The sequence below is a fragment of the Eisenbergiella tayi genome (assembly GCF_001881565.1).
In the GTDB taxonomy this organism is placed as follows: Bacteria; Bacillota; Clostridia; order Lachnospirales; family Lachnospiraceae; genus Eisenbergiella; species Eisenbergiella tayi.
The window spans coordinates 218,641-225,566 of the sequence record NZ_MPDJ01000003.1 but is presented as its reverse complement, the minus strand read 5'-3'; the positions used below and the strand labels follow the sequence as shown (position 1 = coordinate 225,566).

The following is a 6,926-nucleotide window of genomic DNA, read 5'->3' as shown; positions in this document are numbered from 1 at the left end:
TACCTCCAGAAAGCCGTGTCCGTTCTGCTCCCCACAGCATCCGCATCCACTCCGTTTTCCAGCAAAAACCTGGTAACCTCCACAGAACCATTCGCAATTGCAATCCCGATAACCGTAGAACCATCAACCGCCTTATAATCCCAATACGCCGGTTTTTCCTCCAGCATCCTCTTCACCTCATCCAAATCATCCCGTTCCACAGCCCCCTCAAAAGCAAATCTCTCCTCCTGCAAAACACTCACAACCCCATTTTCAGTACTAACCGTCTTCGTTTCCGGTCCCATATGCGTAATAAAATAAAAGCTTCCCCCCGCCAGCCCCAAATTAATCACAGAAATCACCAGACAGACAATCCCTGCCACCTTCTGCCACTTCTTCTTCCCAACTCCCTCAGCCCCCAGCCTCCTCTTATTCCTCCCATAAAACACCTCAAACAAAATCCCCAAAACCAACAAAACAACCCCAAGAACCAAAACCCCCAGCCAAATCAAAAACACCACATAAAAAAGCCCCGCCGCAATCAAAACACCCATAAAAGCCATATCGACACCAATCCTTTCCCATTCACCAACTATAAATATTACCCACCCAACACCTCACCCATATCCAAACTCTTTCCCGTTCTCCTATCTCTTATCTTTTCCCTAATCCTTTTTCCCTTGCTCTTGTCCTTCTCCCTCCCGATATCGTACAGATTCCACGTTCCTCTCCTTTCCTCGTCCTGTGCCCGTCTCCCGCCGCTGTCCGGGTGTGAGTGGTCTGAGGGTGAGTCACATAAAAAGGATGACATTTCTTAGCGTTCCCATGTTCTGTACTGCTGTCCGCCCAAATGGCGCTGTCTGACGAACATAAACGGCCAAAGGCCGCTTATGCGAGGAGTTTAAGCCATTTGACAGCAGTACAGAACATGGGAACGCTTAGAAATGCCATCCTTTTTATGTCCGAACCCCCAGACCACTCACACCCGGACAGCGGCGGGAGACGGGCACAGCAACGAGGAAAGGAGAGGAACGTGGAATCGACTCACTGCACCACATAATCGCGGTACTCCTCCTCCAGCTTTCCTATTTCCTGCCGCATCAATTCCCGGCAGGCCTCCTCCTCTCCCGAGAAAAAAGCCCCCTTGATTTCCGCCACCATCGACTGGTTACGGGAATCCACCCAGGCTTCCTTCCGGGCAACCACCCTTTTTTCCAGTTCCAGGGAAGCCTCATAATACTCCGCATGCTCCGTAAGGAAATTCAGATATTCCGGCTCCTTCAAATGCAGGCGCATGGCCGCCAGATACTGAAAAAGACTCTCCGGATCCCCGGTAAGCCGGTAAGCCTGCTCAAAAGAAGCCGCCGCTTTTTCAAACAGGAACAGCTTCGCCTGGGCGGTCCCCAGATTATGATAAATCTTACCCGAAAAATCCGGCGCCAGGGCATCTCCATCCTGAAGCAGATTCCGGTATTCCTGCATAGCCAGCACATAACGACGGCTCTCCAGGAAATAATCCGCTCTCGCTTTCTGCTTTTCCACCAGAGAAACGTCGGCGCTGACCCTTACAAGACGTTCCGTTTCCTGTATTTCCTCCTGCCTGAAATAACCCGTATATTCAAAAATCGCCGTTACAAAAGCCTCCGGCTTTTCCTTGTTTTTCTGAAGCATATTCAGCTTCTGACCCAAATCCGGCAGGCCGCATTCCTTATAAAGCCAGTCCGACAGGCCTCTGGTAAAAATGGTTTCATCCAGAAGATATGCATTTTCCTTCAGGAAATAACATAATTCCTCTACGGAATAAACGCGGACCCGGGCCTTGTCGAAGCTGTATGGAGCTGACGCCGTCCTTCCAAGGCATAAATGGACTCTGCTCATACCCGATCCCCTTCCTTTTTCTGATCGTTTTCCTCCTTCAGGCTGAAGGCTTCCTCCCAGATTTTATGGGAAGCAGGAAACATTTCACCGAAACCCATATCCTCCATCTTCAGCTGTACCGTATCCGCATCACTGAGAAAAACCGTCAGATGTATCCTTGTCGTCCTTGCCGGCCGCTCCGGGACTCCGTCCAGCGTCACCGCCACTTCCTTCACCTCACGGCCGGTAAGAGGCGTAATTCTCAGGGAAAACGAATGATCCTCATTCAGAAGAAAATCGCATTCCCTTCTCGCATCATACCAGTTGACACCGGCATCCAGCAGGGCAAAATAGGAATCCTGCCCTCTGAAGGAAGCTTCCAGGCCGATATTTGCCTTCAGCATATCCTTTCCCAGATATACGTAATTCTGTCCGTTTTCTCCAGGCTGCTGTTTCGCCCTGGCCCCATAACAGGCGCCCTTGCTGTACAGGTTATTTCCCTGGAAAACCCTTCTTCCCCGGCAGAGCACGGGCAGCGAACGGGTATACCAGTCCCCTTCAAAACCGTCGCCAATCAGGTATATCGTATCGATGATTTTTCCGGAACACACCCGTTCCAGGACGGCTGCAAACCGCTCATCCATCCTCTGCTTTTCCGATTCCACCAGCTCTTCCTCCGGCGGCAGCCTTCTTGCGATTTCCGGGTAGGTATCTTCCCTTACGATTACCGTCACCGGCCTTGTATGGTGGTTCATCTCAAACATAAGAAGCTTCATGGCCGTCCCGGAAAAATCACAAATCATTACCTGGTGACGCCAAAGTTCCTCCGGCTGGTTGATATTATAATAGAAGAAACTCTCTCCCCTGCTCTGGCAGGAAACATGATCCGGCGGCAGGGAAATGAGGGCCGCCACCCTGGAAAGCACCTCTATTGTCTGCTTATTCACCTCATCTACCGTAAATAAAAACATGGCCGCTTTTTCCGGAACCAACGCCCCGGAAAGAAGAGAAAGGCTTCTCTTCACAAACAGGGAAAGCAGCACCGCCGCATCAAAGCACTCTCCCTCCACTTCCACACTCTCCCCGGCAAGCGCCCGGGACAGCATGTTTTTCACAAGAACGCCCTCTCCTGCCTCCGCATTCTTCAATGCTTCCCTTCCATAGGTCCACACATCCCTATCCCTGCGGCGGCATAACACTGCCGGTATCATATATTCTTCCTCTCCCATAACCTGGGAGAGTGTTTCCGGCTTATCAGCTCCCGGCAGCCAGAAGCTGATCTGGGCATACCTGTCACTGATATCATATCCTATGAAAGCGCCCGCGCCGCCTTTTCTGTCCGGATTTCCCAGAAACATCTTCCTCACCTGCCTTTCTGTTCGGTATAACTACTCAGTTCTGTCGGGACGCTGCTACTCCATTGCTTTAAAAAGCCCCTCCGTCATCCACTCCGTAAGCAGATACTGCTCCAGCAGCTCCTGCGCTTCCCCTTCTTCCCTCATGAGTCGGGCGGAAGCAATGTCATTTATCATTCCATATCTGCTTTCCTTCACAAAGACGCTGCATTCCCCCATTTTCAGCTCACCGCTGTCAAGGATTTCACCGCCGCCGGAATTGTCAGTTATGAAATACTGCAGGCTTTCCCCCGCAAACAGCACAAAACTGGCCGTATAAATCCCTGCATACATATGCTGCAAATCAAAGGAACGGTATGTTCCCTGTGCTGCCGTCAGCTCCCCTCCGTCGGCAGGGGACGGAACGATTCTATAGTTTATGGTTACCGGACGTTCCCTGTTTCCCCGGAAGACCACCATTGTCTTATCCATCATGGTTTCCGCCCCCTCAAGAATATCCACATATTCCTGAAAAAGCGGAAGCTTCATGTTATTCTGGATGAGCTGATCCCCGAAACACTTGATAAGGGCATCCGTCCTGGGGCTGCGTTCATCCCTGTGGCGGGCAAAATATTCCAGATAAGCCAGCCTGCACATATCACTGAGCGTTTCCCCCCTGCCGGCCACTCTTCCGATATCGGTAATGACATAACGATCCATTGGCTCCGCATTCATCAGATACAGGCCGCTGCACCTGTGAAGGAATGCCGACTCCAGTTCGCTCTTTCCCCCGCCGATAATATATTTCCGGAGCAGCCCGATCCGCCCCATCACGTTGTCCCCGATATAGAGAAGCTGCACAAGAAGCCTTTCCGTCAGCACATAGGTATCCACAGCGAAATTCTCTGCCGCAAGCCGGATATCCGTCAGCTCCCTGGTACTTCCTTCATAATGCTCCACCAGATGCTGCAGGACACGGCTGTCATATTTTTCCCGGCAAAAAGCGCTGTAGGCCAGCCTCGTCATTTCCTCTTCCTGCATACCAAGCCCCGTCTCCAGCATCCTGCTGCATAACCGGAGAAGGATTTTGGCATCCGCCCGTTCCGGAGCCAGTCCGGTCAGCCAGGCAAATGCTTTTTCATAGAAGGAACGAAGCACCAGAAAACCAATGGCCTCATAAACATCGGAGCCGTCCAAATCCTCTCTCTTCAAGGCTTCCAGCAGTAAATCCAGTTCCTCCAGCTCTTCATGTCCATAATAATATCTCAGAAGCTCTATCCGTATCGCCCTCGCAAAAGCCGGAATAATACGGGAATCCTCCGCCAGCTCCCGAAACCGGGATGCATTTTTCTCCGTAACACGTATCTTCCCCTTGCTGCTCTCGCAGAAGAAAAGATTGAAACCAAGAGATTTCTCCACAAGAGGCTCCAGCGCATTCACACATCTGGCCGGATACATCAGCCGATCCAGCACGAAGGGACGCCCCGCCGCATAACGGTTCCTCTCCTCATCCTCGAGAAGGATCTCATAATCCCTGTCGAAAACCGCCACATAGGACCTGCCGTTCTCCACTGGATAGACCTGCTCTCCACGCAGCCTCGTATGGATGACAACCGCCTTCCTGATATCCTTTCCCTCACAATCCAGCTGCTGAATAAAAAGCAGAGGAGCCAGCGCCTGGCAGTTATCCCTGGTCAGCATTTTTTCATCCAGCACGGTCTGATAAAGGAAGGCCAGCTGTCTGTTGATCCGCCCCTTGTAAAGCTGCTGAAGCACAAACCGATCCATCTGGCTTTTATAAGCCAGATACAGCTCGGGAAATTCCTCCCGGTGCTTCTGTATGTAAGCATATAAATAGGCACATTTATCATAATCAAGGTTACTCTGGTAAGCAAAATACATGAGCACGATACGGGGAATCTCCACTTCCTTTTCCGTATCCACCGACATCATATAATACTCATACAGCCTTGTCACCCGAAGCTCCTGCTCCACGCCCCTGCGGTACCACTGATAATATTCCGGCCCGCTTTTATTTCCCTTGATCAAAAGAGAACAGATTGCTGTGAGCAGCTGGGGATCGCTTTTCTGCTGGTAGCAGTCCTTCAGGATACCAAACAAGCTCTCCCTGTAATACTTTTCTTTTCCTGCCAGATACACCATATGTCCGATGAGATCCTCCGAAAGGATCCCGTTTCTGGCCCCGAAATGCAGCAGCTGAAGCTCATAGGTATCCAGCTTCATCAACAGCGTGGGGCTGAAATTAGCCAGATGAAGCGCTTCCAGATACAGGACAGGACTGGTGCCGCTGTGACGGAACTGATCCTCCAGGAAAAGCCATTTCTGGGAAACACTCCTGCCCAGGGTTGGGGACAGATACAGCAAAAGCCAGGCAATCCGCCAGTTATCCCGGAATGTCCGGTGATAATCCTCCACCTGAATGGTAACCTCTGCCGTATAGGATTCACTCCTCTGATAAAGGCTGCTTAAATACAGATAATAGCAATAAAGCTCCGGCATGTTTTCATCCGGCATAATGTCCAGATGCTCCAAAATCCGGCCCGCCTCGTCGAAGCTTTCCTCCGTAATACGCAGATGCGCCTGGAAAAGCAGTATCGCCGGATTTTTGTCATCCAGCCGCTTCATACGCTCCACCACTTCGCCTGTCTGCGCTTTCCACAGCTTCATATTTATTTTTTTCATTTTATAAGTCTGGTATAGCCGCACCAGCTCCACCGTCAGCCGCTTCATTTCCAGCCGCCGGCCTGTCCTCACCACACGATGCTCGCCTCTTTTTATGACAGTAACCGACGCCTGCATTTGTCCGTAGGCATGGCTTAAAATAATTCTGCCGAAGTTTTTCCCTTCATGCAGGGCTTCCTGCTTCACAAAGACAGGCAGCCCGCACTGGTTTCCCAAAAAATCTTCATCCCGCAGGATTTTTTTCTCCGTGGAAATGAAATCTCCTTCCACCTCCACCTGAAGACGGCTGTAGCCCCACCCGTTTTTTACCACCTGCAGGGTTTCGCACAACTGTCCGTGAAGGCTTGTTATCACGATTTCCGTCCGGGGCAGCATATATTCCACCGGCTGCTTTTTATGTATGGAAACCAGAAATTCCTCCACATTCTGCATATTCCCCGGTATCTGGGAAAATCCCTTGTACAGGTTCCGGTACTTTTTATCCTGACCATTGAAAACACGGATAAAATCGGGGGAATAAAACAGCTTCACCGCTTCCTCCCAGTTGTTTCTCGCCAGATTTGTGAACTGAAACAGATTCATCAGTTCCCCTTCCGAACTTTCCAGCACCTTGTGCAGTACCACCACATGAAAAGGGATCTCATATTCCCCACGATTGGAAACGATGAGGAACCTGCCCTTCCGCTCCTCCCCTTCCCGCATTCCCCTGGAATCAAAACGGTACTCTATATTCTCCCTGGTTCCTGAAAAAAAAGAAGTCAGGCATTCCATACGCTCTTCATCACAGGAGACATATCCTTCCGTCACCTGCCCCGGTTCCCCGGTCACCGTAAAGAAACCTTCCTTCACTTCATCTCTTTTCAGAGCCAGTCCCACTTCCTGGCATGAAAGCTCCAAAGGCCCGCCACTTTCCTGCCAATCTTCCATAGAAACCTTCGCATAAAGCTCCTTCAAAGCTCTCACCTCCTGTAAAATCTATATCCTGCCTTGTATTTCTATTGAAAAAGAATTAATATCAGTATACAGTATAACATTACCGGAAGGATTCCTGCA

The 6,926-nt window shown here is 50.6% G+C and carries 5 protein-coding genes; all 5 read right to left on the bottom strand.

Annotation, left to right across the window (positions count from 1 at the left end; all coding sequences use genetic code 11):
• Positions 1–542 (bottom strand): ankyrin repeat domain-containing protein (locus tag BLA28_RS33740; RefSeq protein ID WP_169897241.1); only part of this gene is annotated, 542 nt, incomplete at its 3' end.
• 38 nt (positions 543–580) lie between these two features.
• Positions 581–790, bottom strand: coding sequence for a hypothetical protein (locus BLA28_RS12285; RefSeq protein WP_069158970.1), 210 nt, complete (start codon positions 788–790; stop codon positions 581–583).
• A 233-nt stretch (positions 791–1,023) separates the two neighbouring features.
• The gene (locus tag BLA28_RS12280; RefSeq protein ID WP_009250788.1) at positions 1,024–1,857 is read right to left on the bottom strand and encodes a hypothetical protein; all 834 of its coding nucleotides are present in this window, start codon (positions 1,855–1,857) and stop codon (positions 1,024–1,026) included.
• Positions 1,854–3,194 carry a DUF5716 family protein gene (locus tag BLA28_RS12275; protein WP_069158969.1) on the bottom strand — a complete coding sequence of 447 codons (1,341 nt, stop codon included), beginning with the start codon at positions 3,192–3,194 and terminating at the stop codon, positions 1,854–1,856. Before BLA28_RS12275 ends, BLA28_RS12280 begins: the two co-directional genes overlap by 4 nt.
• Positions 3,195–3,248: 54 nt before the next feature.
• Positions 3,249–6,827 carry a DUF5717 family protein gene (locus BLA28_RS12270; protein WP_069158968.1) on the bottom strand — a complete coding sequence of 1,193 codons (3,579 nt, stop codon included), beginning with the start codon at positions 6,825–6,827 and terminating at the stop codon, positions 3,249–3,251.
• Positions 6,828–6,926: the final 99 nt, after the last annotated feature.